The following is a 25,288-nucleotide window of genomic DNA, read 5'->3' on the forward strand; positions in this document are numbered from 1 at the left end:
CACTATGCACGGCTTATTTGTTTTCAAAGTCGACGGCATTAAGGAAAATTAATAAAGTCGGAGTAGACTCACCATTTTGGGAAAAGAGGAATCAAGATGTCAAATATCGTAAAAGTGATCGGTCGCGAAATTATGGATTCGCGTGGTAACCCAACTGTAGAAGCTGATGTTCATTTAGCTGACGGTTCATGGGGCCGCGCTGCTGCACCATCAGGTGCATCAACAGGTACTCGCGAAGCACTAGAATTACGTGATGGTGATAAAGCACGTTACTTAGGTAAAGGTGTATTAAAAGCGGTTGGTTTTATTAATAATGAAATCGCGACAGCCTTAGCTGGCCAAAATGCACTAGAGCAAAGCACTGTTGACCAAGTAATGCTAGATTTAGATGGTACCGAAAATAAAGAAAAATTAGGTGCAAATGCAATCTTAGCAGTGTCATTAGCAACTGCAAAAGCTGCTGCACAATCTAAAAAAGTAGAGCTTTATGAGCACATTGCTGACTTAAACGGTACACCAGGTGTTTATTCTATGCCGTTACCAATGATGAACATCATCAATGGTGGTGAGCATGCTGATAACTCAGTTGATATTCAAGAATTCATGATCCAGCCAGTTGGCGCTGCCAACTTCCGTGAAGCGCTTCGCATGGGTGCAGAAATATTCCACAGCCTTGCCAAAGTACTTAAAGCTGATGGTCATTCAACCGCAGTGGGTGATGAAGGTGGTTTTGCACCAAACCTTGCCTCTAACGAAGCGGCACTTGCAGCAATTAAAGTTGCTGTTGCTAATGCAGGCTACGAGTTAGGCAAAGACATTACTCTAGCACTTGATTGTGCTGCGTCTGAGTTTTATGACAAAGAAGCAAATATCTACGACCTTAAAGGCGAAGGTAAAAAATTCACCTCAGAAGAGTTTAACTACTTCTTAAAAGATCTAACTGAACAGTACCCAATCGTGTCTATCGAAGATGGCCTTGATGAGTCTGATTGGGACGGCTTTGCACACCAAACAAAACTACTTGGCGATAAGATCCAATTAGTTGGTGACGATTTATTCGTGACAAACACTAAGATCTTAAAGCGTGGTATCGACAACGGTATTGCTAACTCAATCTTAATCAAGTTTAACCAAATTGGTTCACTAACTGAAACGTTAGCTGCAATCAAAATGGCTAAAGACGCTGGTTTCACTGCTGTTATTTCTCATCGCTCAGGCGAAACTGAAGATTCAACAATTGCTGATTTAGCAGTGGGTACTGCAGCTGGTCAAATCAAAACAGGTTCATTGAGCCGTTCTGATCGTGTAGCGAAGTACAACCAATTGCTACGTATTGAAGAGCAATTAGGCGCTAAAGCACCTTTTAATGGTCTTAAAGAAGTTAAAGGTCAGTAATTCTTTTATAAGAAGCTGATTTAAACTTTTGAAAAATCCTCGCAAATGCGGGGATTTTTATTTAAGTGCCTTGTAGGCGCGAGTTTATCTCGCGCATTTTTAGGCGTTAAAGCTGAAATTGCTGCTTCAAAATCTGCCCTGTAAAGCTGGTTTTTAAATAAAAACCTCGGGGTAGGGTTTTAATAATTTGCCCGTTTGGACCGATGGCATCGGTGACTATTCTGCTATTAGCTGCTTTTGGGCGAATTTGCATCGCATCCCCTAAATGCCCTGAGATCTCATCAACACGTCCCAGTGCTATCAGCTCCATTTGTTCTTCCCAGTCTCGCTGTAACTGCGCATCTTGCTCTGCTGAGGGTTGCCATAAAAAGCCACTACCAATGGTTCTATCAAATGGCACAATGTCGCGCTCGCCTAGTATGGGTAGCCACAAGACATGATTGAGTTTTTTACGCACATTACTTTGCTGCCATGTCATACCTGTGACATTCAATAACGGTGTCACAGACACAAAAGTGGTCTCTAATGGTTTGCCTTTATATGAGATTGGTAGCGTTTTAAGTTCAATCCCGAGCTCTTCAAAATCAGGGGTAGGTTTGGAACCTGCTGTAGCACCTAATGCATATTCAATCAATTGCCCCGTCCAGCCTTTCTCCTTTAATAAATGCTCAGGTGTTTTAAACTGATAATGACTTGCTAATTGGCCTAATGTCAGTCCTGCAATGTTGCTAACACGTTGCATTAATTCATTGATTGAATGTGGTTTTATCGGTTTCATAGCGAGTTATTTGGTTGTATAAATTCACTACTCATGATAGCAAAAGAGTTTAACCGTGGATATCTTTGCGTTTGGGTGTTTTTTGTCCAGTGATGGTTCGCTGTGTTTTTAGACAAGGTGAAACTTGCTGACTTTAAGCTTAATGTATTGAATTTAATGGTTTTTAACTGTTGAATTTGTAAAGCCTTTAAGCTGTGTTGAAAACTTGTTGGGATAAATACATAACTATGAACAATGTTATCCACAGAAACTGTGGAAAAGGCAAGTTATTGGATCTGTTATTGTGGATTTGTTTGCAAAATGAGCTGTATAAACTAAAGTTATGCACAAGCTGTGAGTAAGATGCGTAAAACTCTGAATATTGTTTGCCGTATTGCAGGTAATGTGGAACAATCATTAAAAATCGACTTACAAATGAGGCACTAAGGTGATTGATGCCGAAGGTTTTCGTGCCAATGTCGGAATTGTAATTTGCAATAATCAGGGACAGGTCTTTTGGGCCAGACGTTATGGTCAGCATTCTTGGCAGTTTCCTCAAGGTGGTGTTGATAGTGGCGAAACAGCAGAGCAGACCATGTTTCGTGAATTACACGAAGAAGTCGGCTTGCGCCCTGAAGATGTAGAAATTGTCGCAAGTTCAAAACATTGGTTACGTTATAAATTGCCCAAGCGTTTGATCCGCCGAGACTCCAGTCCGGTGTGTATTGGGCAAAAGCAAAAATGGTTTTTATTGAAACTGCGTTGTAAAGACGAAGACGTCAACTTACTAAAAACACATCATCCGGAATTTGATGATTGGCGGTGGGTAAGTTATTGGTATCCGGTAAGGCAAGTTGTATCGTTTAAACGCGATGTTTATCGCCGTGTTATGAAAGAATTCGCACCCTTTGCGATGCCTTTTAATAAACGTGAACAGTCCAAAGATACGTGGCGCCATAAAGGTAAATAATATAAAGGAGCAGTATTATGCTGGCTACACTCAGAGCTATTGCAGAGTCCGTTTCGCAACAAGCGAGTTTGGATAGTGCGCTAGCATGTTTTGTTGAAATGGTGAAAGATGCCATGAAAACTGAGTGCTGCTCCATTTATTTTGCTGATTACAGTCAAGATAATTTTGTATTAATGGCAACCAGAGGGCTTAATCCCGCAGCCGTGGGTAAGTTTAGAATCGGTTTTACCGAAGGTTTAGTTGGCTTAGTAGCACAACGAGAAGAACCTATTAATATTGCCTTTGCCAAGTCTCACCCGCGTTTTAAACTCTCTCCTGAAGTGAATGAAGAAGGCTTCAACGCATTTTTGTCTGTGCCTGTAGTTCATCAAAAAAAAGTGCTGGGCGTTATTGTTGTACAACAGAAAATTGCCCGTGTATTTAGTCAAGATGAAGAGTCCTTTTTAATTACGTTATCTGCGCAACTAGCGTCGCAATTAGCCCATGCAGAAATCAAAGAAGTACTACGCCAAGATGAGTTTTCTCATCAGACCTCGGTGCTAAAAGGGGTTTCTAGCGCGCCAGGAATTGCGATAGGGCAGGCGTTTGTTATTCTGCCGAAACTTGACTTTAAATCGATAGAATTAAAAAAAGACGATAACTGTACTGAGCAACGCCGCTTATTTACTCAAGCTGTTGCTGCAACCCGCAAAGAATTTAACACCTTGTCGATGACTCTTAGCGATTCTATCCCTAAAGAAGCGTTGGCAGTGTTTGAGGTGTATCAGCAACTACTGGATGCAAAAAGTTTAGGGCAGAATGTTGAAGCACAACTGCAAGAAGGCTGGTGTGCAAAAAGTGCATTGAAAATTGTGATCGAACGATTGATCTCGCAATTCAATGCCATGCAGGATCCCTATATCAAAGAGCGTGCGGTTGATGTTAAAGATATCGGCCTGCGCGTACTGCATCATCTCGTCAATACTGAACACGCCATAAAAAGTTATCCTAAAGATACAGTACTGATCGCTAATACTTTAACCCCAGCCATGCTTGCAGAAGTGCCTAAAGGCCATTTAGTTGGCGTAGTAAGTGTTAACGGTGCGGCAAATAGTCATGCGTCAATTTTAACCCGTGCAATGGGGATCCCTGCAATTTGGGGTATTGAAGATTTACCGCTATTGCAGTTTGATGGTAAACCAATGATTTTAGATGCATACGCAGGGCGATTATATATTTCGCCTTCGCAAATGCTACAAGATGAATATTTACAATTACAGCACCAAGAAAGTCTATTAAACGACAAGTTTGTGGCTGAGCAAGAATGCGATGCAGTGACATTAGATGGCGAGCATATTAGTTTGTTGCTCAATGCTGGTTTGGAACTCAATACTGAAAAAGCTAACACCAAAGTCTGTGATGGCGTTGGCTTATACCGAACTGAAGCCTGGTTTATGCAAAAAGGCCAGTTTCCATCACAAATAGAACAAGAGAATTGGTATCGCGAAGTATTAGCCAGTTATCATCCAGAACCTGTAGTGATGCGTACGCTTGATATTGGTGGTGATAAAGCACTTGATTACTTTGATATTACAGAAGAAAACCCATTTTTAGGTTGGCGGGGTATTCGTGTCACATTGGACCACCCAGAGATCTTTTTAGACCAGCTCAAAGCCATGGTTAAAGCAAACATTGGTTTAGGTAATTTAAAAATTATGCTGCCAATGATAAGCGGTACCGAAGAGGTTGATGAATCTTTAGCATTGTTAGAGCAAGCCTATTTTGAACTGGAAGAAAAATACCCAGAGCAAGCCATTGAACGCCCAGAGATTGGCGTAATGTTAGAAGTCCCTTCAAGTGTATTTATGCTCCCTGAATGGTCTAAGAAAGTAGATTTTTGTTCTGTAGGTAGTAACGATTTGACGCAATACTTACTTGCCGTCGATCGTTCGAATGCGCGTGTTGCTGATTTATTTAATCCCTATCATCCAGCGGTATTAAGAGTACTGCAAAAAGTTGCGAAAGAGTGTCAGCAATATGAGATGTCCTTTAGTTTATGTGGTGAATTAGGTGGCGATCCTGAAGGTGCAATACTGCTGATTGCGATGGGGTATCGTCGCTTGAGTATGAACTACTCATCATTAAGTAAAGTTAAATGGGTATTAAGACGTTTAAAAGCCAGCGATATGGAAACATTACTGGCGGAGTGTTTAGCACAATCTACTGCAAAACAAGTACTTAGGTTAACGCGTAATTTTATGATTGAGCATCAACTTGGTGAATTATTTTATACCCCAAATCAGGCTTCTTAGTTATACCAATCGACTTAAATATTTAACCATTCTAGCGTGCCAAATAAAGCGCTAACTGCGTTATAAATTTCTCAAGTAGAACAACTACATGTCGAAATTTATGCCTTGTTATCACTCTATTTATCTGTCGCTATAAATGGCTAATAACTTAACACGATTGGTATTACCAAAACGAGTGCTGTAAAGATTCGATATAATCGATTAGTATATGCATATAATAAATCCAATTTTATAAGAGTGTACGATGCATGATTTAGTTATCCTGATTATCAGCTGCGCGCTATTAGGTTGTGTGGTTGGTTTTTTAGCTGGGTTATTAGGCATTGGCGGTGGATTAATTATTGTGCCAGTACTGAGTTCATTATTAGTGCATTTTAATGTTGTTGCGGTTGATCATGTACTGGTTATTGCGATTGCTACCTCGCTTGCCTCTATTTTATTCACTTCAACGTCATCTGCATTAGCACACCATAAAAATCAAAATGTGCCATGGGAAATTGCGCCTTGGGTTATGTCTGGCGTTGGACTTGGTGCTCTGATCAGTGGTTTTGCCGCGAGTTTAATTCCAGAACAGTTATTACGCATCGTTTTTGCTGTTAGTGTGGTGTTTATTGCTGCTCGTATGGTGTTGTCTGCTCGTAATAAGCCTGTCGCGGTCAAACCTATGCCAAGTGGCCCAGTTATTGGCGCTATTAGCGCAGTGATGGGCGGATTATCAGGTTTGATTGGTATTGGTGGCGGCGCATTGATTGTGCCGCTACTGCACTATTTTTCAGTTGATATTAAAAAAGCCATAGGCTGCGCGGCAGCATGTGGCATTGTGATTGCGCTATTTGGCTCTGTGGGATATGTCAGCGCTGGTTGGCAAGTAACCGATTTACAACATGGCTTTGCAGGTTTTGTGTATTTACCGGCATTATTAGGTATAGTAATAACCTCGTGGTTTATGGCACCAATAGGAGCCAAAGCAACGCATTATTTACCCGTTTCAACGATAAAAAAAGTGTTCGCGGTGTTACTGATTATCATCGCGCTTCAAATGGTTTTTAGTTAAGGTTTAATTTTATGGCTCTTGAATTTCCAGAGATCGATCCGATCATTTTCACTGTCGGTCCTCTTAGCGTACGTTGGTACGGTTTAATGTATTTAATTGGCTTTGCTTTTGCGATGTGGTGGGCAAATAGGCAAGCAACTAAACCAGGCTCGGGTTGGACGAAAGAAGAGGTCAGTGATTTACTGTTCTACGGTATGTTAGGGGTTATTCTGGGTGGTCGGATTGGCTATGTACTGTTTTATCAATTTAGTTACTTTTTAGAAAATCCACTGTATTTATTTAGAATCGATCAAGGTGGTATGTCTTTCCACGGTGGCACTTTAGGGGTGATAACCGCTATTTGTGTGTTTGCCTGGACACGTAAAAAACAGTTACTTGCAGTGGGTGATTTTGTTGCACCGCTAGTGCCGGTTGGCCTTTTAGCTGGACGTATTGGTAACTTTATTAACGGCGAATTATGGGGCAGAACTACCGATGTGCCTTGGGCTATGGTATTCCCAAATGGTGGGCCATTGGCGCGTCATCCTTCACAGTTGTATGAAGCCTTTTTAGAAGGCTTCGTGCTGTTTATTATTTTGTATGTGTTTACTAAAAAGCCACGTCCAGCGGGTAGTGTCGGCGGATTATTTTTACTATGCTATGGGGTATTTAGATTCTGCGTTGAATATGTGCGCGAACCAGATGCACAACTAGGATTGTTTGCTGATTTTATATCAATGGGTCAAATATTGTCATTGCCAATGGTCATTGCTGGTCTTGGTTTGATAATATGGGCATACAAAAAGCCACAGCCTGCTGTTGCCAGTAAAGCATAAAAAAGAAGCGAATAATGAAACAATATTTAGAGTTATGTCAGCGCATTGTTGATGAAGGTATCTGGGTTGAGAATAAACGTACGGGAACGCGTTGTTTAACAGTCATTAATGCGGAGCTTGAATACGACGTTGCGAACAACAAGTTCCCAATGATCACCACCCGTAAAAGTTATTACAAAGCGGCAATCGCAGAGCTGTTGGGTTACCTTCGTGGTTATAGCAGTGCTGCGCAATTTCGCGACATAGGTTGTATGACTTGGGATGCTAACGCTAATGAAAACCAAGCATGGTTAAATAATCCGAACCGTAAAGGTGAAGATGATATGGGCCGTGTATATGGCGTACAAGCTCGTGATTGGCGACGCCCTGATGGCACACCGTTAGATCAGCTAAAAAAGGTCATTGATAATCTTAAAAATGGTGTGGATGACAGAGGCGAGATCATCACTTTTTATAATCCGGGTGAGTTTGAGTTAGGGTGTTTGCGCCCATGTATGCACACGCATACTTTTTCGCTTCTTGGCGATACGCTTTATTTAACCTCGTATCAGCGCAGCTGTGATGTGCCACTTGGTTTGAATTTCAATCAAATTCAATGTTTTGTATTGCTTGCACTGGTCGCGCAGATCACTGGCCACAAAGCAGGTAAGGCCTATCATAAAATCGTTAATGCCCATATTTATGAGAACCAACTGGAATTAATGCGTGATGTGCAGTTACAGCGTGAGCCATTTGCATCACCGACGTTGACGATTAATCCAAATATTAAATCACTCGAAGATATCGAAACGTGGGTCACCCGTGATGACTTTGAGGTAAATGGCTATCAATGCCATGAAGCAATTAAATACCCGTTTTCAGTGTAACAATTAATAAGCATCATAGTTTTAAGGAGAGAATAATGAAAGCAGTGATCCCAGTCGCAGGACTTGGCACCCGAATGTTGCCAGCTACTAAAGCTATTCCAAAAGAGATGTTACCTGTTGTAGATAAACCCTTGATTCAATATGTAGTTAATGAAGCGGTTGCTGCGGGTATTAAAGAAATTGTATTAGTGACTCACTCGAGTAAAAACTCGATTGAAAACCATTTTGATACCAGTTTTGAGCTAGAAGCAACGCTAGAGAAGCGGGTAAAGCGTCAGTTACTTGCTGAAGTACAAGCTATTTGCCCTAAAGATGTGACAATTATTCACGTTCGCCAAGGTGAAGCAAAAGGCTTAGGGCACGCAATCAACTGTGCAGCGCCAATTATTGGTAACGAACCGTTTGTGGTTATTTTACCTGATGTGATCATAGATGATGTTGAAAGTAATCTTAAAAAAGATAATTTAGCTGAAATGATTACTCGCTTTAATACAAACGGTGAGAGCCAAATAATGGTTGAGCCTGTGCCTATGCAGGATGTTGATAAGTTTGGTGTGGTCGATTTAGGCGACGTAAAGCTTGAACAAGGGCAAAGCGCAGCGATCCTTAATATGGTTGAAAAACCTCCTGTGCATAGCGCACCATCAAATTTGGCTGTGGTAGGTCGTTATGTGCTAAGTAAAAATATTTGGCCATTACTTGCAAAAACTCCCGCAGGCGCCGGCGACGAAATTCAGTTAACAGATGCAATTGCGATGCTAATGGAAAAAGAATCTGTTGCTGCTTATGCGATAAAAGGGCGTAGTCATGATTGCGGTAGTAAGTTGGGCTATTTAAAAGCCACTATTGAATTTGCACTGCGTCGTGATGAATTTAAAGATGAGCTAAGTGATTTTATTAAAACCTTAGTTTAAGCTCATTTAGTCATGCAATTTATAAAAGTGCCTTAGTGGCACTTTTTTATTGCTTAAAAATCCTGAAACTGGCACTGACTTTGCTTATAATATGGCATTATTTATTTTTGATGCTAACAGATGATGTGTTTTAAAAAACAAACTTGGTATACCACAGTGTTGGTTACAGCAACTGTCTGGCTTAGTGGGTGCAGTAGTATTAATGCTAACCCGGTGGAACAGCAGCCTGCATTAATTTCTGATCAACAAGTCAAAGAGTATGTTCAGCAATGGCACTCGCAACAAGAGAGTATTACTCGTTTAGCTGCGATGGAGGAAGACTTGCAACTATTAATAATGGCACTTTCCTCTCAAACTGATATTGCAGAAAACCCAGCGGTGCTTCGCGAAGATAATGTTACGGTGGCTCATTATGCTGAAAAAATACAGATCCCTGATACTGCTAACTCCTCAAAAACTATCGAAAACCGCCCTCTGCCACTGTATGGCAACTCACTGCCAGGCGCGCAACTTGGGCTATATTTAAAACCACAGAGAGTGAGAACGCAAATAGCAAGGTTGCAGCAACAATATCCGCAGGCATTTAGCCAATTAGATTTTGTAATGACAGAGCGTCACAATAAAGGCGTTACCTTGTATGGGTTACGAGTTGGGCCATTTCAAAATTATACCGAGGCCAATCTATTTTGTTCATTAGCACAAAATTTAGGCCAAAAATGCCTGAGTGCCCCATTTGTTGGTCAGCCTTTGTAATTAAATAAGCTATTTTTCTGATTTTTCAGTAATTAAGCTTAAAGTAATTGTTCTGAGTGTCGATAATATCTAAGATAGGGGCAACATAGGGTAATGTCCCATCTCTTATAAGGATTTAATATGAAATTATTTTCAACTCTTCTGGCAGCAGCAGTTACAGCAAGCTCATTCGCGACTTATGCTACAACCGAAAGCTTTGATGCGAAAGTTAAAGTACAAAATACAGTTGTATTGACAAAAGGACCTGACTTAGATTTTGGTACAATTCGAGCGGTTGCAGATCCAGACGGTGTTAACCAAGCTACATTGGTTATCAACCCTGAGCCTACAGCAAGTCCTGTATCGTCTAGAACTGATAACGCACCTGCGATTATTTCAATAATAGAGCAAGGTTCGCCTGCATCTTTTACAGTATCGGAAGTAGTGCCAAATGCTCGTTTATCAATTACTAACCCAACAGCAACAACCCTGAGCTCTAATGGCCAAGGTTTGAATGAGCCAAACTTTACGGTTGGTACTTGGACATACTTTATCACTAGCGGTCCAAATGCAAACGCTTATTATTCATCAGTGACGCCTAATTTAACTGCTGACGGTGATGGCAGTGTATCGTTTAATATTGGTGCAACTCTTTCTACAGCATCAACAATTTCTAGCGAAGCGTACCGAGATACTGAGTATACAGGCACTTTTCAATTAGAAGTTGCTTATTAATTTAATCATGCGTTTTTTCTTGTTATTTGCGATGCTTTCAATACTGTATTCACAGTCAACAAGAGCCGCGAGTATAGAGCAACAAGCGCTTGATTTTGGCACCTTAGTTATTCTTAAAAGTGATCAAATAGGTTCTGTAATTATCAAGGATGATGGTTCGATTAGCACCTCTGGCGAAATCTATATCCTTAAAGATGGTCGCCCAGCTGAGCTGATACTCACTGACATCCCCCCTGGCACTCGAGTTTCCATGAATTTAGTGGCTCCTGCAACTATGCAACACAATACTAAAGGAAGTAGTAGTGCCGACTTTAGAGTGACCTTAAATGGCTTTCCTAAAGACGCAACAAGCGATGAGTTTAGCGAAGTGCATGTATTTATTGGTGGTAAATTAGAAATAAATACAAGCGGCAAACAATATGTTGACGGCGACTATTCAACAACCACAAACTTAGAAATTTCAGTGGATTATTAAGGATTTAAATGTTTAATAAATTAACCGTGATACTGCTTTTAAGCTTTTGTTTTTTTAGCCAGGCGGTAATGGCGAATTTACTTATTTCTCCTACTCGTATTAGTTTTGACGAGCGTCAACGTACTGCAAAGGTCACAGTGATCAACACCAGTGACGAGTACAAAACTTACCGAGTGCAGTGGAGCGAAAAGCAATCCACATCAACCGGAGGGTATGTAACCTTACTTGAGCCGACGGCGACAAGTTTAAGCCCGATGACGCGCTTATCACCAAAGCAAATGCGTTTGGCGCCTGGTGAAAAGCAAACCGTTAAAATTGCAATTCGAAAACCAAAACAGTTAGCAGATGGTGAATATCGTTCGCATTTATTATTTCAGGCGTTGCCAAATGAAAACCCAAATAGTACGAGTTCAATAAAAATTAATATGATCATGAGCTACAGTATTCCAGTCATCCTTCGTGAACATGCTGAAGTACCAAAAGTACTCATTGAGCAAGCGCAAGTGATTAAAAACCAGGGCAACCAACGACTACAATTTAAATTAAAACTCAATCGTGAAACTCACTTTAGCAGTTATGGTAAATTAACCGCGTTTTATCAACAAAATGCTAATGCTAAGCTGGAAGCTATCGCTGAAATTGGCAATTTAAGTATTTACTCGGATGTAAAAAATGCCGAGGTAATGTTGAGTTTATTTAGTGATAAAACCCTAGATAAGCCTGGTACTGTTATTTTTAAATATATCGGTGCAGATGAATATCAAGACATAAATTTTGCCGAGTATGCTTTAGCGATTAGTCCAAAAATGCTGCAACTTTAACTCTTCATGACCAAGAATACAGGGCTAAAGTGCATTACACTATGGCTAAGTTTATGCCTTAGTAACAATGCATTCGCGACTAATAACGTAACTGTGAATGATGCATTAAAAACACTTCGCAAGATTGAAGCTAAATTAACCGACTTACCAACAGCTTCTCAGCCTAGCGTTAACAGCCCTGTTGCGTCAAACCAACCGCGGATCGCAAGCGGTGAGTTTTTATTATTTTCGTTGTCTTTAAATGATTACTACTTAGGCGAAGTGTTCGCTTTAAAAAGTGATCAGGGTATTCAACTTGGCCTTAGTAGCCTAGCTGATATATTGCAATTTGGAATAGATGTTGATCTTGTAACTCGTTCTGCTCAAGGCTGGTATCGAGATCAACAGCCTTTCATTTTAGATGCCAGCACCCTGCCTGCAACACTGATAACTGACGCAGGTATGCTTGAACTAACGGCTGCTGATATTAGCATTGATGATGACATGTATATTGAAATGGCGCAGTTAAAAGAGGTTTTTGGGCTGCAATTTACAGTCGATTATGGTGATTTAGAAATAGAGTTAAGTTCGGCCATCTTATTACCAATTGAACAACAGCGAGAACGCCATGGTAGAAGGCTTAACCCCTCGAATCGTAATGCCAAGCCCACCTTGCCTTGGAAAGCCAGCCCGTATCAAGCGCTTTCATCACCTGTTGCTGATTTACAATTAAACTACAGTGCTGATAAAAATCAAAATAGAACAAGTTACTCATTATTAGGTGCACAAGACTTTGCTTATTTATCTGCCGAATACTTTTTATCTGGTCGCGAGGGCGATTTACTCAGCGATTCGCGTTTAACATTTACTAAGCAAGACCCGCAAAGCTCATTACTGGGAGTGTTAGCAGCCAGTGAAGTTGAGTTTGGTGATGTAACGGCCACACAAGTTGGCAGCCGTTACAACAGTCAGTATGGTCGTGGTATTAAGTTTTCAAACCGCGGACTGACTCAACAATTTGATAGTAACCGTATTAATTTAAGTGGTCCGATTCAGTTAGGCTGGGACGTTGAGCTTTATCGTAACGGCGTATTGATTGCGCAGCAATTAAGCTTATCAGATGGTCGTTATATTTTTAATAATGTTGATTTGTTTTATGGTGAGAACAACTTCGAGCTTATTTTTTATGGTCCTCAAGGGCAGGTCGAGCGAAAAAGCGAATATTATTTTATTGATAGTAACCAATTAGCACAAGGTGAAGGATTTTATGAACTATCAGTCTCTGAGCAGGGTAAAAAATTGCTTGGCAATACAGCCTTCAATAATGACAGCACGGGCTGGCAAATAGCAGGGCGCTACGAGCAAGGTATTACAGACGACTTCTCGATATATACCGCTGCATTGGCACAAAAAAGAACACATGACGACCTACAACACATGTCACTGGGGACTAACCTTAGCTTATTTAGCGCTCTGTTATTAAACTTAGATTACCAGAAAAATAATCAACATGAACAAGAGCTTGAACTTACAGCACGCACGCAATTTGCTGATCAATCTTTACTTTTTAGCGCAACGAATCGAACCGATGAATTAAAACAAAAATACGACAGCTATCAGTTTGATATGGCTGGCGAGTTGATGCAAAACAGTTACGGGCGGCTAAACTACCAAAACAATTTATTGTATCAAACATCAGATAACCGAGGCATCTATAAGCAAGCACAGAACCGTTTGAATTATGCGATTGCAGGCCTAGCTTTGAGCAACCAATTACAATGGCAACAAAGTAATAATGTTGAATCAGTGTATGGCTCAACACGTTTGCAAGGGCGTTTGGGTCGTATTTATAGCCGTTTTAGTGTTGATTACACATTATCTCCTATCAATGAAGTCACCAGCTACGAGGCAGAGTTTAACCGTAGTATTACCAGTCAACTGCAAGCAGAAGTCACCTTACGTGATTCTCGTATTAATGATATTCAATCGGCTGATTTAGGCTTAAGTTGGCAAAGCAATAAGTTTAGTCTCACTAGTAATCTAAACTACGACAGTGAAGATAACTGGCAGCTTGGCGTATATAGCCGATTCAGCCTTGGTTATGACACACAAAACAATCACTATTTTGTGTCTAAGCAAAGCTTAACAACGACAGGTACATTAATGTTACGGGTATTTTTAGATCAAAATAACAACGGCATTATGGATCCTGACGAGCAAGGTGTTGCAGGTATAAAAGTAAAAGGGCTGCAAAATTATCGCCAAGCAATAACCGATGAAAATGGCATTGCATTGTTAACCTCAATGCCAGCTAATCGCACCACAGATATTGTGCTCGATAGAGACAGCTTCCCCGATCCGTTTTTTGTGCCTGCCAATGAGGGCTTTTCAATCACGCCAAGAGCAGGATTTATTGAATACATGGATTACCCGCTAAATAACGCCAGCGAAATTGAAGGGGTGGTGTATCAGCAGCAAGGCGATCACACTTATGTGCAGCCTTATGCAAAAATAACCTTGTTAGATCAAAACGATAAAGAAGTTGCCAACACCCAAGCGGCTTATGATGGCTATTATTTGTTTACCGACCTACGGCCAGGGCAGTATCGGGCTGTGGTTGACGATAGCTTTAAAGAACGTAAAGCATTAAAAAACACCCAGCAAGTAACAGTTGATTTATCAGCAAAAGGGGATGTGTTGGTTGGGGTTGATTTTACTTTAAAATCACTCGAAGAAGTGTCGGGGACTATTGTTAATGCGGGGAATTTTTCATCGTTAATGATGTTAAAGGCATACTTACGTTTGATAAGCCCACGCTTAAAATTACAACAGCAAGACGTGTTTTATATTCATGATCAACAGCAAAGTAAGTACATACTCGCCTTAGCATACGCTAAGCAAGTACAGCCTGAATTTACGGATCTTTGTCAGTCATTAATAAAACAAAGATTGAAGTGTGATATCGAACAACGAACAATACTTCATTAAAGGAATAGCAATGAATATCAAACAATCGTTTAGTGTAATGCAATCAGCCGTATTAATAATGAGTTTAATTATATTATCTGGCTGTACCAGCACGACGGATAGCGCGCAAAAAAGTACCAGCAGCACAGCTGAAACTAATCATGAAACCTATGTACAGATCACGCAACAAGAGTTACAACAGTTACAAACTAGCTCTGCACAGTGGCAAGCAATTAAACCCGATCTTGAACGATTATTACTGATTGAAAGTGATTTGAATTTATTGATAGCACAGTTAACCGCGATAGCAAATGATGACGAGAACACAGGTAAGAAGAGCCATTCATCTGCTGCCTTGGCATCACAGCAAGTACCGTTAGATAGGCCTGCGCAATCTATAGCAACACAGTCAAACATAACTAACAACGCGCTTTTTGCGCTGCAAATTATTGCGGTCACTCAACAATCGCAATTAGCTCCAAGCTGGCAAACAATTCAACAAAAAGTACCGAGTTTATTGTCAGATAAATTTACCACCAATGTCGAAACTGCTCAGGTAAAAGGCATGACTTATTACCGCTTAAAAATCGGGGCATACCAATATCAAAAAAACGCCCAAGCTGATTGTGATAAATTAAAGCTACAACAGCTCAACTGCATGGTGACTCACTACACCGATAACCCAATAAAATTATAAATAGGCATAATACTTGCTTTGTTATTGCCATGTTTAGTGAGGATGGCAATTATGCGCCTTTTGTTATGTTTATTATTGCTGAGTCTAACTGCGTGTAGTTTAACGCAAGAAAAACCGCCAGCACCAAGTACCAATGCCCCAAAAGCAACAATGGCACCTTATACTGTGCATCAGTATGTCAGCGACTTGAGTAGTCAATTGAGCCATGTGCAAGGGCCGTTTAAAAGCTCTGCACGGATTGCCGTTACTAGCTTTTACTTAGCCAACGCGCTAGACAGTGAGCTGGCACAAGGGCAGGGCGCAGGGTTGAGTCAGCAAATTCAAGAAAGCTTACTTACTCAGTTTACCCAACTTGGCTATAACACTATTGAATATCGCCTTGAAAAACACCTTAATTTAGCCAGCAACGCAGATGGTATATTAAGTCGCGACATAAGCAAATTACGCCAACGTCAGAATATTGACTTTGTTATCACGGGTACCTTAACACGGCAACAACATGCCTATATAGTTAACGCCCGTATGGTAAATACGCAAGATAGCCGCGTTGTATCTGCCGCCAGTACAGAGATCCCCATAAATGTGATGTGGGGCGATGAAAAAATACAACAGCGCGACGGTTATATTTACCGCAGCGAATACTAATTAGGAGCTCTCATGAAACGCTTAATATTAACTTTATGTTTGCCACTGGGTTTTGGTTGCGCGCAAATGATGGAACCGGGCAAAACAGCACAAACTGATAACTCTGCGCAGTTAGAGGGTGATCAAAGAATGGTTGCAGCTCCTGGGCAAAGTAATACATTTTATCAAAACAATATTCCAGTGATGAACGATAGCAGCCAAGTCACAGTCCCAACACGTAAAAATATTAATCATTATGTACGTGGCATAATGCAAGATATGGCTGAAAATTTACAATACGTAAATACCAAAACGCCGCTGGCCGTATCAAGCTTTATCTTTTTAGATGATGATTACAACGACGGCACATTGTTAGGTAATCAAATCGCCGAAAGTTTTATGCACGAGCTACACAGTTTTGGTGTACCGGTGATCGACTTTAAAACCACCGACTACATGCGTGTTACTCCCTCTGGCGACTTTGTATTTAGTCGCGACTATTTAGAGCTAAGCCAAGATCAAAACTTCAACTACGTACTGGCGGGCACTATGGTAAATCACCAAGGTGGTGTATTAGTCAATGCCCGAATTATTGGTTTAGCTAGTAAGGCTGTGGTTGGCTCTGCACAAGGGTTTATTCCGCAATCCGTTGTTGATGCACTCGACAGCAGCTATCGCACTGATGGCGTAATGCTAAAACAAGCGAGTAAGTGAGGCCAATGATGGGTAAGCTAATCCATAGCACTAAGTTATTAACCGTAGGGGGGGTGATCAGCATCCTCAGCGCATGCAGTATGACTAATGATGCAGCGCCAGTTGAGCCAGTCCAAAGCACGACTAGCCGATATGACCTTACTCAAATGCTAAAACAAGTACAAATGAATAGTGCCGAGCCATTAGATAGTGGTGAGCAGTTTTTTCCTAACAAGCATCATAAAACACTGGTTAATTATGTAGAGCAAATGGCGTTAGACTTAGTCGACACAATGCAAACAGAGCTTGATACTTCGATTGCCGTTACTTCATTTGTAGATTTAGATGCCAGCCTTAATAACAGTAGCCAATTAGGCAACCAGTTATCAGAGAGTTTTATTCATCAACTGCAAAAATTTGGTTATGGTATTGTTGACTTTAAAACCACCGACCAAATAACTATGAACCCACGCGGTGACTTTGTATTTTCACGCGATATAGAGCAGTTAGCGGATCAACGCATCGCCAGTCATGTGTTATCAGGCACCTTGATCTACCGCAGCAACGGTGTTGAAGTAAACGCCCGTATTATTGATATCACCAGCAAACGCGTAGTTGCCAGCAGCAACAAAATACTGCCTTATTACGTACTCAACAACGCCGATATTCACCTACAACGCGCAAGTATTAACTAGTATCGTTATAAAATCCATTTAACTGCTTGATTGTAAATAGGATAAACCGTTATAATTTTGCTATCAGCTTGAAGCTTGAAGCTCGAAGCTCGAAGCTCGAATGTGGCCTCTTAGTTAAATGGATATAACGGCCCCCTCCTAAGGGGCAGTTACAGGTTCGATTCCTGTAGGGGCTACCAATTAAATCAATGGGTTATGAGTTGTTTTCTGTTTTATTTATTTTTTTGTAGCACATTTATAGCAGTCTAAATCGAAATTTTCTAATTTCAAAAAAGTTTATTCGCGCGCCACTTTTCAAAATATCCAAATTACATTTAAGACAGCTTACCCTAATAGCAAAAGTTAATTAACCGTGATGTATGATCAAGATTTACTCCCTTTATTTCTAGTCTTTCATGCTATTACTATAGAATTTTGGTTGTTAAGTATAAATTGAGTTCTTGAGTCGCGGTGATCTATAACTGTGCTTTAAATGGGTTAGTTGTTTTAAAGTAATAAATTAGGTTTAATAGAAGCAGAATAAACGCTGGGCAATGCAGTAATAGCTTGGAAGTGACTGTCACTTTATCACTGTGTTTATTTTGGGCAAGTTCAAAATCCCCAAATCATCAGCAATACCATTTAGTTGCATCTAATGTTATTGCAATTTCAGTTCGGTACAAATATTAGGGTGTTAGTAAATAAATGGAGGTTTAGTTTGGAAATGAGTGCAGCCTTAAAGTCAGCGAAAGCTCTATATGATATCAGAAGTAATTATAAACAGAATCAACTGTTTGAGCTGTTGAAAAAGGGAGAGCTTTCAATAAATGATTCTGAAGTGAAATATAATAAAATAATTTCTGCGATCATTGTAACTCAAGAGGCATTAGAAAGGGCTAATTGCGAAGAGAAATTTGAAATATTAATGAGCTTCTATATGGCAAGTACAACGTCAAAACTCATTGATGAAGACCCCGATTTTTATCATGAAGCTTTAGCTGCTTTAAGTAACTTATCTTTTCGTGAGCTTACTGTTTTATATCATTTAGATGAATATCAAAAAAAAGTCTCTCATCGTAGCGAGATTAATTATAAACCTGAAGATTATATCGCAGATAAAACTCACATATTGATTGATGATGTTTATGCTCTTTTTCACAGGCTGCTCAGTAGTGGTTTAGTCATTCAATGTCCTTTGATGGGCGGTTACGTCAGGGTATATACATCACCTATCTTTAGCAGAATTCAAAGGTTAATAACCTATGATTATTTTAAATAGCTACGAATTTAGTAACTTACTTTTCTAACTCATCAATATTTTAACTAACAACCTTTTTCATTATTAGTGCGCTAAATGGTATAAATGGAACTTATAAAGCTATGAATTTAAATGAAATTTCACAAGAAAACTTTAATGCTAACGATGCAATTAAAATTCAAAAATATATTTCAAAGAATGCGAGTTATTATATTTCTGAAGGTGAAAGGTATTCCTTAGATTTCGCCTTTTTCATTGATGTTGCTTCAAGGATGAAAGTAGGTGGTGAATTAGTACTATTAAGTAAATTCATAAAATTATTAGATGCATTTGAAATTAGTGATTCAAGTGAAGAAAAACACAAAAACTACTGCCTTATCGCCAGCTTATTATATCCTCTTACAGAGGTAGATAGTAATTTTGATGAATTATTCGAGTATTATTGCGAAAAAGTAATATTACTTTCTGGTGGTATAGCAAAAGCACTTAAAAATAGACTTATAGAAATATTGCCTAGGCACGGCACTTTTGAGTTGTATGCTAAATATTTATTTTTTAAAGAGCGTTACCATGAGGTTGATGCTTTATGTGAACACGCTAGAGCACAAGAGTGGAGAGGTAATTGGAATAAATGGAAAGGAAAAACGGTTGGAGAGGTCAAATTATCAGTTAAAAAAGCAACTAAAGTGCAAAAAATTGGATTTGATGGTGAGATGGCAGCCATCGTAAAGTTGAAAGATATGGGGTATGAAGTAGCTAGGTTCGGTAAAGAACGAAAAAATAGTAGTCTAAATCATAAGTTACTCAATATTGTTCCAGATACGCACGTTGGACTTTCGCATATAAATATTTTTAAAAATAACTTGGGTCAAATAAGGGGGTTAGGTATAAATATTTCGTCTGAAAATTTAGAACAAAACACCTACCCAAAAGAGTTAGACTATACATTTGAGGAGTTTATAGAATTAGCTAAAACTTGCTCATCAAAATATCCTTGTCACTTATACCAAAAAGACAGAAAGCAGGCTCCTTGTAGCTTGGGAAGAAATTTATTTAACCCTATCTATTTAGATGGATTAACCCCGCCCCTTTATACAGGGCACTTTCATAAATGTGCCAGTATTCAAAAGTGCCAAGGAAGGTTTGGCTTGATTTCTGCTTTACAACGAGGAAAAATCGGTAGCCTCAATGTAACTAACCAATTTTTGCAAGATAATATTCGGGTTCATTTATATATTCAAAAGTGCTTCCTAGAACATCAAAATAGTAAAAAAACTCCCAAAGATATTTTGGATGGTGGGAAAAAATATAAAAAATTAGGGCATCCCGGGAGGTATGATTTTATTGCATACAATTCAGAAGAATGCGTCGCTGTAGAAGTAAAGGCAAACACATCTAAACTATCATATTGGCAAGAGATGAGGCTTGCACTATTAGCTAGCTTTGGTCAAAAGGTTATGGTTCTGAGTGTGGTTGATAATATTACAAATATCATAACTCCCCAATTTAATGTTGAGCTGCCAACAGAAGAAGATTTTTTATCAACTCTAAATTATTCCCACCCATCGGAATCTCCTATAAAGGGAGTAATTGGTGACACTTTAATTACTGGTTATAGCTAAAGAGATTTTAAAGTTTAATGCCATAGGGATAAATCTTATTTCATAGTGTAAATATTACTAGTACAGTTATTTACAGAACTCCAAGTAAGAGCCTTTTTGCCATTCTGGCAAGTGGTTAGCTAAAGGTTATTCTTGGCTTAGTCTTGATGTTTGATATGAGCTAAAGCTTAGTTAAGAGCTTTAGCTATTTGAAATGCTAAATTTAGCTGCAATTTTATTTGAGAATAATAGCTTTAGCTCTTTATAGTTAATAGGGTGCTTTGCTAACGAGTTTGAGCTTTAGGTTATGCCTTTTCTACCTTCCATGAATAGTGCCTTGTGCGAATACCTTATAAGAACGGCTTTACCAGCGAATCACAGACCTTTTACTTTGAGTATGAGCCCACCATAGTAATAGCTTTTTAAGCACCCGCCAGTTTCTGCAACGATGTTTAAATTGGTGTGCAATCTGATAGGTCTATCTTCGCCTTTGAACATTCAGCCCTGTCTTAAGAAGAGTAACGTCCTTCCTTATCCAAGTTTACTAAATTGTTTTTTTTAACACTTAAAGTGCTACAATCCTAATTAGTATAAACCTATAGTTTGCTAAATTCGTAATATTCATACTTCAGGTATTAAAATGTCATCTAAGATAAACTGGTTGGTTACCCATACATATCCTGGAGCCCTTGTCCTACAGCAATGGCTGACAGAGAACGGAATTAGTTACTCCTTGGCTCAAAAGTATGCGCAGAGTGGTTGGCTGAGGAAGTTATCTTCAGGCGTTTATTATCGCCCAAGCGCAAATGATGATGTTAAGCCTGATTGGGGGGGAGTTCTACAAGCAATGGACATGCAGTTAAACCATCCTGTTCATCTGGCAGGGTTAAGCAGCTTGACTCACCAAGGGCTGAGCCATTATTTACAGCTAAGTAAAGAACAAGTTTGGATTGGGGTGAAGAACAAACAATCATTGCCTAAGTGGTTTCGTGAATTTCCCAATCAAAATTGGTTTTATTGTGGTAACCATAAGCTTGAAGTCGTCTCTGAAAAAGACCTAAAAATGATTACGGTTAAAGGAAAAGAGTTAAAAGCTAGTTGTCCTGAGCTTGCAGCTTACGAAGTGGTTGATGCAATCGGGAAGCACATTTCGTTTGAGCATGCAGCAGAGCTTTTTCAAGGGCTTGTAAACCTGAGTCCTAGAAAGGTGCAATCTCTTCTTGAACGTAGTAGCTCGGTTCAAACCAATAGAGTGTTTTTGTTTTTGAGTCATTATCATGGCCATCAATGGACTCAGCGTATTGATGAAACAAAGATCGCATTAGGTTCAGGAAAGCGTCAGGTGGTAGAGCAAGGGCGATTTGATGAGCGTTACCAAATCACTGTGCCAGAAATATTAAGTGTAAAACAAGAAGAACCAAACAATGGATAGAGAGAGCCCCTACTACAAGCAGGTTTCACTGCTGGTTAGAATGTTACCAGTAGTTGCAACAGAGCCTTCATTTGCACTCAAAGGCGGTACGGCCATCAATTTATTTGTGAGAGACTTTCCACGGCTGTCCGTGGACATTGACCTTGCCTATCTTCCTCTTGAGCCTAGAGATGAAGCGCTAGCAAATGTAAAAGCTGCGCTGCAACGCATTACCGATTTAATTAATGCTCAACCAGATACGGGTGCTGTGTTACAGGATCAAAAAGTAGATGAGCTGCGTATAGTTGTTACTAGTCCTAACGCAACAATTAAAATCGAAGTCTCTCCGGTAGCAAGAGGTACGTTACATAAACCGGATAGCTTACCTGTGCAAGAATCAGTCGAAGAAGAGTTTGGTTATGCAGAGGTTCCTGTAGTTAGTCTGCCCGATCTCTATGGGGGAAAATTATGTGCAGCCATGGATCGCCAGCACCCTCGTGACCTGTTTGATGTTCGTATGCTGCTTGCAGAGGAAGGTATTTCTCGAGATATATTTGTTGGATTTATTACTTATGTACTAAGCCACCCAAGACCTATCAATGAGGTTATGGCTCCTAACTGGAAACCTCTTGATGTGAAGTTTCAAGCTGAGTTTGATGGCATGACCTTTGAACCCGTTGAGCTAAAAGACTTAACTTCTATAAGGCTTGCAATGGTAGCTGCATTACAAGCTCATTTCACAGAAAGAGATCGCTCATTTTTGTTGTCATTCAAACAAGGGGATCCTGATTGGACACTGTTTGACTATCCTGATGCAGCAGAACTGCCAGCTATACGCTGGAAGCTACAAAACATAGCTAAGTTAGCTAAGAATCAAGAAAAACACACAGAGCAACTAGCTAAATTAGAGGCCGTGCTTGATGAGTGGCTTAAACAAGGCAATTAAGTAAAGGGGTCAAGAGAAAAGGAGTTAAATCTTGGCTTCAGACATCAGAACTCTAGATTGACCTGATATCAAGCTAGCCTAACTTTAGACTTTGCTCTATCTGTTAAGGCCCTGGTTTACACTTTTACGCGCGAATAAGTGTGGTGCACTTATATTTATTAAAACACTACCTTTTTTATTGTTACCTCAACACCACTAAGTCATGGTGACAAAGTTGTTGCGAAGTAAGTTATATGTGTGGGCGAGAATGTGAAATAAGGTTATTAAAAAGTGCTTAAGTATGCTTCTTGATTAGGTTGATCGCTACATTTTGGAGTGGTTTATAATATGTGTAATTATAAAATGGCTTGCGTTTGGGTTGGGGCTATATTAAATTCACCACATTGAAATAATGGACTATTTTACTATGCAATTACAAAAAAACGTACCCTAGACCCGAACGCCCTTCAGATCCATCTCCGCTAGCAATGGCTATTTATAACTTCGAATTAAAAGCAAAGAAGTATCATGACGAGGCTAACAAGCAAAATCCAGATGCTGAGAAGTTAAAAAAATTAATTAAAGATTATGATCATCTACAAGCAGAAAAAAGCGTATCGAATCAGTATCTATTGCGCAAATAGCACTTAAAGAATACCGAGAATTAAACTCATCGGCTGCGCAGTTTGAACTTGCTGAAGAACAGCATCATCCAACAAATACACTTGCGCGTTACTTATTTTCAGTTGGTGAGCCCAAGCCTACAAAAGAGCATGAAGCACATCATATTATTTCAGGTAAAGGGCGATACAATCAACAAGCTATATTACGAGCAAGGTTAAACCTTCATATGGCAGGTATAGGAATTAACGATCCACACAATGGCACTTGGCTTATTAATTTTGTTAAAAATAAAGCTCATGACTGGGCTACAAAGGATGCACCACCACACAGGAAAATACATAGATACAATTATGAATTATGAATCATGGATAGGTGGTAGCCTAGGTGGGGACATGAATGAAAATAAAGCTTTATTTATGAATAAACTTCGAAATGTAAAAGTTGCAATTAGGACTGGTACGTTGCCAAGTAAAATATTTGAGAAAATAGATAAGCAGTGGAAAGGCATATGAATGTATATCAATTAAGAAAGCCAACAAATGCTTACGATGTAATTAACCTTGATATAATGGAAATGTCAAAACAGATAGTTAAGAACTCGAATAAGCCTTTGAGCGATAATATTATTCAAATCGTTATGAATGATGTCCCTAAAGGAAAAGCTACATTATCAGAGCTATCTCCTAATGGTTTTGAATGTAAGCATGAACCAAGGGCAAAAAAGCAAAATTATGACGTTAATTTATACGGCTCATTTTTAGTGCTGAATGAACCTGCTTATGAGTGCTTAAATGCCTCTTTAAGTGAATTTGGTGAGTTCATTGATTTAAAGACTAATGGTGATAACTTATATTTGTTCAATCCATTAATATTTGCTCAAGAGGATTTGAGCCTAACAGAAAGAGCATACCTAGATGGCTTTGAAGATGGGTTAAAGTCACTTGTTTTTGATGATGAGGATATAAGCAATAAGCTTATTTTTAAATCGAAAATGCAATCAGGTCTGTCACTTTACTGCACCGACGATTTCAAAAAATTAGTTAACGATAATAATTTGACAGGGTTAGTTTTTAATACTGACTTACTCACATATTTCTAAAAACTAACGCTTTTGTAAAATACGCTCAAATTCTGCCATCGCTAATTGCTCTGCCTCGTTACGTCTGGCAATCATTGTTGCAAAATCTGTTTGAATAGTTGCTAAAACTGTGGGCGGATTCATGCGTTTAATACGTGAAAATTGTTCCTTTTCGGTTTCATCGTATGCGAGTATTGCTAAGGTGACTTTGTTACGATTAATGCCGTTTGCAAACACGCCTTCGGTGTCAAGACGAATTAACACGCGTTCTAATACTTGTAACCATTGTTGCCAGTGCTGTTGTGCTTGTTGATGAGTTACACTGAAATCTGTATCATTGAGTTCATAGCAAGCTTCTTCAGTGCTGGCAAAGTATTCAGAGTAGGTTTCAAGTGAAGGAAAGTCATCCGGATTCCATTTTGCTAATAAAAAGTCATCCTCTTCGCTATCGTATTCTTCTTCAAAGACTTCTTTTAAATCGGATAAAGTATTAAACATTGGCAGCAGGCTGTAGCTTCCAGTGTGATAAAACCCGAGTACATAAAGAGCGTTACCGTGATCTTGTACAATTTTAGTGAATCCTGCTTTCGCGTCTAAATATAGGGTTTGTTCAAAGTTTTCTATATTGTTCATCAAAAAATAATAACTCCTTTTAAGTGGGCTATTATTCTATAAATATATGAGGTGTTTTGCGAGGTCTATGTTTAATAGCCTGAACTAAGCCTAGCTATTATGTTGTTATTCATTAACCATCACTTGTAATTGTATTAATTAATTTAATACCGCTTTGGCTTGGTTTGTTTCTACCCCCCTGTGTCAGGATAGTTGTCGCCTCTAACTTTTAATAGAGGCAGATAAAAATGAGACGTCGATTTACACAAGAATTTAAAGTTCAAGCGGTTGAAAAAGCATTATCTCAATGTGATGATGTT

At 39.4% G+C, this 25,288-nt stretch carries 25 protein-coding genes and 1 tRNA gene; 24 read left to right on the plus strand and 2 right to left on the minus strand.

The annotated features are described in order from the left end of the window. The first annotated feature begins 96 nt into the window (after positions 1-96). Positions 97-1,395: a phosphopyruvate hydratase gene (gene eno / locus H5200_RS04300; RefSeq protein ID WP_145240917.1), complete on the plus strand. Its 1,299-nt coding sequence runs from the start codon at positions 97-99 to the stop codon at positions 1,393-1,395. Between the two features lie 106 nt (positions 1,396-1,501). On the opposite strand, the gene mutH is transcribed toward eno, so the two are convergent. Then, on the minus strand, positions 1,502-2,173 hold the full coding sequence (gene mutH / locus H5200_RS04305; protein WP_149981676.1) for a DNA mismatch repair endonuclease MutH: 672 nt from the start codon (positions 2,171-2,173) through the stop codon (positions 1,502-1,504). A gap of 427 nt (positions 2,174-2,600) precedes the next feature. On the opposite strand from mutH, the gene rppH reads away from it, so the two are divergent. The 23 genes from rppH to H5200_RS04415 all read left to right on the plus strand — a co-directional run bounded on the left by rppH (position 2,601) and on the right by H5200_RS04415 (position 24,377). Continuing rightward, positions 2,601-3,122, plus strand: a complete 522-nt coding sequence (gene rppH, locus H5200_RS04310) for an RNA pyrophosphohydrolase (RefSeq protein ID WP_145240920.1) — start codon at positions 2,601-2,603, stop codon at positions 3,120-3,122. A 17-nt stretch (positions 3,123-3,139) separates the two neighbouring features. After that, on the plus strand, positions 3,140-5,413 hold the full coding sequence (ptsP, locus tag H5200_RS04315) for a phosphoenolpyruvate--protein phosphotransferase (RefSeq protein ID WP_182761004.1): 2,274 nt from the start codon (positions 3,140-3,142) through the stop codon (positions 5,411-5,413). A gap of 244 nt (positions 5,414-5,657) precedes the next feature. Next, the gene (locus H5200_RS04320; protein WP_182761005.1) at positions 5,658-6,467 is read left to right on the plus strand and encodes a sulfite exporter TauE/SafE family protein; all 810 of its coding nucleotides are present in this window, start codon (positions 5,658-5,660) and stop codon (positions 6,465-6,467) included. Positions 6,468-6,478: 11 nt separating this feature from the next. After that, positions 6,479-7,282, plus strand: a complete 804-nt coding sequence (gene lgt, locus H5200_RS04325; RefSeq protein ID WP_149981669.1) for a prolipoprotein diacylglyceryl transferase — start codon at positions 6,479-6,481, stop codon at positions 7,280-7,282. A gap of 14 nt (positions 7,283-7,296) precedes the next feature. Continuing rightward, entirely contained in the window at positions 7,297-8,148 is an 852-nt protein-coding gene (locus H5200_RS04330) for a thymidylate synthase (RefSeq protein ID WP_182718032.1), read from the plus strand. Between the two features lie 35 nt (positions 8,149-8,183). Further along, a complete protein-coding gene (gene galU / locus H5200_RS04335) occupies positions 8,184-9,062 on the plus strand; it encodes a UTP--glucose-1-phosphate uridylyltransferase GalU (protein WP_182739893.1) in 879 nt (292 codons plus the stop codon). A 120-nt stretch (positions 9,063-9,182) separates the two neighbouring features. Continuing rightward, positions 9,183-9,815, plus strand: a complete 633-nt coding sequence (locus tag H5200_RS04340) for an SPOR domain-containing protein (protein WP_259399169.1) — start codon at positions 9,183-9,185, stop codon at positions 9,813-9,815. 120 nt (positions 9,816-9,935) lie between these two features. Beyond that, on the plus strand, positions 9,936-10,529 hold the full coding sequence (locus tag H5200_RS04345) for a DUF4402 domain-containing protein (RefSeq protein WP_182761006.1): 594 nt from the start codon (positions 9,936-9,938) through the stop codon (positions 10,527-10,529). A 7-nt stretch (positions 10,530-10,536) separates the two neighbouring features. Further along, positions 10,537-11,004, plus strand: coding sequence for a DUF4402 domain-containing protein (locus tag H5200_RS04350; protein WP_182739891.1), 468 nt, complete (start codon positions 10,537-10,539; stop codon positions 11,002-11,004). Positions 11,005-11,012: 8 nt separating this feature from the next. After that, complete coding sequence (locus H5200_RS04355; RefSeq protein WP_182739890.1) at positions 11,013-11,825, plus strand: molecular chaperone; 813 nt, start codon at positions 11,013-11,015, stop codon at positions 11,823-11,825. Positions 11,826-11,831: 6 nt separating this feature from the next. Beyond that, the gene (locus H5200_RS04360) at positions 11,832-14,792 is read left to right on the plus strand and encodes a hypothetical protein (RefSeq protein WP_220496995.1); all 2,961 of its coding nucleotides are present in this window, start codon (positions 11,832-11,834) and stop codon (positions 14,790-14,792) included. A gap of 10 nt (positions 14,793-14,802) precedes the next feature. Beyond that, positions 14,803-15,468 carry an SPOR domain-containing protein gene (locus H5200_RS04365; RefSeq protein WP_182718037.1) on the plus strand — a complete coding sequence of 222 codons (666 nt, stop codon included), beginning with the start codon at positions 14,803-14,805 and terminating at the stop codon, positions 15,466-15,468. A 51-nt stretch (positions 15,469-15,519) separates the two neighbouring features. After that, complete coding sequence (locus tag H5200_RS04370; protein ID WP_145240937.1) at positions 15,520-16,113, plus strand: FlgO family outer membrane protein; 594 nt, start codon at positions 15,520-15,522, stop codon at positions 16,111-16,113. A 12-nt stretch (positions 16,114-16,125) separates the two neighbouring features. After that, positions 16,126-16,806 carry a FlgO family outer membrane protein gene (locus tag H5200_RS04375; RefSeq protein WP_182761007.1) on the plus strand — a complete coding sequence of 227 codons (681 nt, stop codon included), beginning with the start codon at positions 16,126-16,128 and terminating at the stop codon, positions 16,804-16,806. 8 nt (positions 16,807-16,814) lie between these two features. Next, positions 16,815-17,480, plus strand: a complete 666-nt coding sequence (locus H5200_RS04380; protein ID WP_404936374.1) for a FlgO family outer membrane protein — start codon at positions 16,815-16,817, stop codon at positions 17,478-17,480. 104 nt (positions 17,481-17,584) lie between these two features. Then, a tRNA-Arg gene (locus tag H5200_RS04385) sits at positions 17,585-17,659 on the plus strand. 518 nt (positions 17,660-18,177) lie between these two features. Continuing rightward, positions 18,178-18,738, plus strand: coding sequence for a hypothetical protein (locus H5200_RS04390; RefSeq protein ID WP_182761009.1), 561 nt, complete (start codon positions 18,178-18,180; stop codon positions 18,736-18,738). 101 nt (positions 18,739-18,839) lie between these two features. After that, positions 18,840-20,339 (plus strand): hypothetical protein, encoded by a 1,500-nt coding sequence (locus H5200_RS04395; RefSeq protein ID WP_182761010.1) that lies wholly within the window; start codon positions 18,840-18,842, stop codon positions 20,337-20,339. Between the two features lie 619 nt (positions 20,340-20,958). Then, complete coding sequence (locus H5200_RS04400; protein WP_182740902.1) at positions 20,959-21,750, plus strand: type IV toxin-antitoxin system AbiEi family antitoxin; 792 nt, start codon at positions 20,959-20,961, stop codon at positions 21,748-21,750. Beyond that, entirely contained in the window at positions 21,743-22,675 is a 933-nt protein-coding gene (locus H5200_RS04405; protein WP_182761011.1) for a nucleotidyl transferase AbiEii/AbiGii toxin family protein, read from the plus strand. The genes H5200_RS04400 and H5200_RS04405 overlap by 8 nt, the downstream gene beginning before the upstream one ends. A 619-nt stretch (positions 22,676-23,294) precedes the next feature. Then, complete coding sequence (locus tag H5200_RS24325; protein WP_310737038.1) at positions 23,295-23,639, plus strand: AHH domain-containing protein; 345 nt, start codon at positions 23,295-23,297, stop codon at positions 23,637-23,639. Continuing rightward, the gene (locus H5200_RS24330; RefSeq protein WP_310737037.1) at positions 23,536-23,790 is read left to right on the plus strand and encodes a hypothetical protein; all 255 of its coding nucleotides are present in this window, start codon (positions 23,536-23,538) and stop codon (positions 23,788-23,790) included. The genes H5200_RS24325 and H5200_RS24330 overlap by 104 nt, the downstream gene beginning before the upstream one ends. Beyond that, entirely contained in the window at positions 23,787-24,377 is a 591-nt protein-coding gene (locus H5200_RS04415; protein ID WP_182761012.1) for a hypothetical protein, read from the plus strand. Before H5200_RS24330 ends, H5200_RS04415 begins: the two co-directional genes overlap by 4 nt. A gap of 3 nt (positions 24,378-24,380) precedes the next feature. Here H5200_RS04415 and H5200_RS04420 read toward each other — a convergent pair whose 3' ends face one another. Next, positions 24,381-24,989 carry a DUF4303 domain-containing protein gene (locus tag H5200_RS04420; RefSeq protein WP_182761013.1) on the minus strand — a complete coding sequence of 203 codons (609 nt, stop codon included), beginning with the start codon at positions 24,987-24,989 and terminating at the stop codon, positions 24,381-24,383. Positions 24,990-25,288 lie beyond the last annotated feature (299 nt).

The organism is Pseudoalteromonas sp. SG43-7 (assembly GCF_014164295.1).
GTDB lineage: Bacteria > Pseudomonadota > Gammaproteobacteria > Enterobacterales > Alteromonadaceae > Pseudoalteromonas > Pseudoalteromonas rhizosphaerae.

Excerpts from the sequence above, each read along its gene's own strand:
- eno (WP_145240917.1), top strand. The coding sequence starts at position 97 with ATGTCAAATATCGTAAAAGTGATCGGTCGCGAAATTATGGATTCGCGT.
- mutH (WP_149981676.1), bottom strand. The coding sequence starts at position 2,173 with ATGAAACCGATAAAACCACATTCAATCAATGAATTAATGCAACGTGTT.
- ptsP (WP_182761004.1), top strand. The coding sequence starts at position 3,140 with ATGCTGGCTACACTCAGAGCTATTGCAGAGTCCGTTTCGCAACAAGCG.
- H5200_RS04320 (WP_182761005.1), top strand. The coding sequence starts at position 5,658 with ATGCATGATTTAGTTATCCTGATTATCAGCTGCGCGCTATTAGGTTGT.
- lgt (WP_149981669.1), top strand. The coding sequence starts at position 6,479 with ATGGCTCTTGAATTTCCAGAGATCGATCCGATCATTTTCACTGTCGGT.
- H5200_RS04330 (WP_182718032.1), top strand. The coding sequence starts at position 7,297 with ATGAAACAATATTTAGAGTTATGTCAGCGCATTGTTGATGAAGGTATC.
- galU (WP_182739893.1), top strand. The coding sequence starts at position 8,184 with ATGAAAGCAGTGATCCCAGTCGCAGGACTTGGCACCCGAATGTTGCCA.
- H5200_RS04340 (WP_259399169.1), top strand. The coding sequence starts at position 9,183 with ATGATGTGTTTTAAAAAACAAACTTGGTATACCACAGTGTTGGTTACA.
- H5200_RS04345 (WP_182761006.1), top strand. The coding sequence starts at position 9,936 with ATGAAATTATTTTCAACTCTTCTGGCAGCAGCAGTTACAGCAAGCTCA.
- H5200_RS04350 (WP_182739891.1), top strand. The coding sequence starts at position 10,537 with ATGCGTTTTTTCTTGTTATTTGCGATGCTTTCAATACTGTATTCACAG.
- H5200_RS04355 (WP_182739890.1), top strand. The coding sequence starts at position 11,013 with ATGTTTAATAAATTAACCGTGATACTGCTTTTAAGCTTTTGTTTTTTT.
- H5200_RS04360 (WP_220496995.1), top strand. The coding sequence starts at position 11,832 with ATGACCAAGAATACAGGGCTAAAGTGCATTACACTATGGCTAAGTTTA.
- H5200_RS04365 (WP_182718037.1), top strand. The coding sequence starts at position 14,803 with ATGAATATCAAACAATCGTTTAGTGTAATGCAATCAGCCGTATTAATA.
- H5200_RS04370 (WP_145240937.1), top strand. The coding sequence starts at position 15,520 with ATGCGCCTTTTGTTATGTTTATTATTGCTGAGTCTAACTGCGTGTAGT.
- H5200_RS04375 (WP_182761007.1), top strand. The coding sequence starts at position 16,126 with ATGAAACGCTTAATATTAACTTTATGTTTGCCACTGGGTTTTGGTTGC.
- H5200_RS04380 (WP_404936374.1), top strand. The coding sequence starts at position 16,815 with ATGGGTAAGCTAATCCATAGCACTAAGTTATTAACCGTAGGGGGGGTG.
- H5200_RS04395 (WP_182761010.1), top strand. The coding sequence starts at position 18,840 with ATGAATTTAAATGAAATTTCACAAGAAAACTTTAATGCTAACGATGCA.
- H5200_RS04400 (WP_182740902.1), top strand. The coding sequence starts at position 20,959 with ATGTCATCTAAGATAAACTGGTTGGTTACCCATACATATCCTGGAGCC.
- H5200_RS04405 (WP_182761011.1), top strand. The coding sequence starts at position 21,743 with ATGGATAGAGAGAGCCCCTACTACAAGCAGGTTTCACTGCTGGTTAGA.
- H5200_RS24330 (WP_310737037.1), top strand. The coding sequence starts at position 23,536 with ATGGCACTTGGCTTATTAATTTTGTTAAAAATAAAGCTCATGACTGGG.
- H5200_RS04415 (WP_182761012.1), top strand. The coding sequence starts at position 23,787 with ATGAATGTATATCAATTAAGAAAGCCAACAAATGCTTACGATGTAATT.
- H5200_RS04420 (WP_182761013.1), bottom strand. The coding sequence starts at position 24,989 with ATGAACAATATAGAAAACTTTGAACAAACCCTATATTTAGACGCGAAA.